The 528-nt window shown below is 52.1% G+C and carries 4 tRNA genes; all 4 read right to left on the bottom strand.

Annotated features, from left to right (window positions below):
• Positions 1-73: 73 nt before the first annotated feature.
• Positions 74-149: transfer RNA gene (locus tag EA58_RS20620), tRNA-Ala, on the bottom strand.
• 31 nt (positions 150-180) lie between these two features.
• Positions 181-256 (bottom strand) — tRNA-Val (locus EA58_RS20625).
• Between the two features lie 29 nt (positions 257-285).
• Positions 286-361, bottom strand: a tRNA-Lys gene (locus EA58_RS20630).
• Between the two features lies 1 nt (position 362).
• A tRNA-Glu gene (locus EA58_RS20635) sits at positions 363-438 on the bottom strand.
• Positions 439-528: the final 90 nt, after the last annotated feature.

A 528-nucleotide genomic window follows, 5' to 3' on the forward strand; every position in this document is an offset into this window, starting at 1 on the left:
ATTGTTAAAGAGCATTGTGAATTATCGAGTGATAACCACTTTCTAAAGATTCTCAGGGAAAATCCTTAAAGAGTGGTGGAGCTAGGCGGGATCGAACCGCCGACCTCTTGCATGCCATGCAAGCGCTCTCCCAGCTGAGCTATAGCCCCGTCGTTCTGGGTTACTTTCCAGAGGAAAGAATGGTGGGCGATACCGGGCTCGAACCAGTGACCCCCTCCTTGTAAGGGAGGTGCTCTCCCAACTGAGCTAATCGCCCACTGAGTTTTTACATTCCCGTGGCAGGAATGGTGGGTCGTGCAGGATTCGAACCTGCGACCAATTGATTAAAAGTCAACTGCTCTACCAACTGAGCTAACGACCCGTGGCGTCCCGTAGGGGAGTCGAACCCCTGTTACCGCCGTGAAAGGGCGGTGTCCTAGGCCTCTAGACGAACGGGACTAAAATTCTGTCAGCGAAACATCTTTCGCCAAATTCATACTGATGCTGTTGGGCAGCACCAGTGGCTCTCTACATTTCGACCAGGCAATC

It is taken from the genome of Photobacterium galatheae (assembly GCF_000695255.1).
Lineage (GTDB): Bacteria > Pseudomonadota > Gammaproteobacteria > Enterobacterales > Vibrionaceae > Photobacterium > Photobacterium galatheae.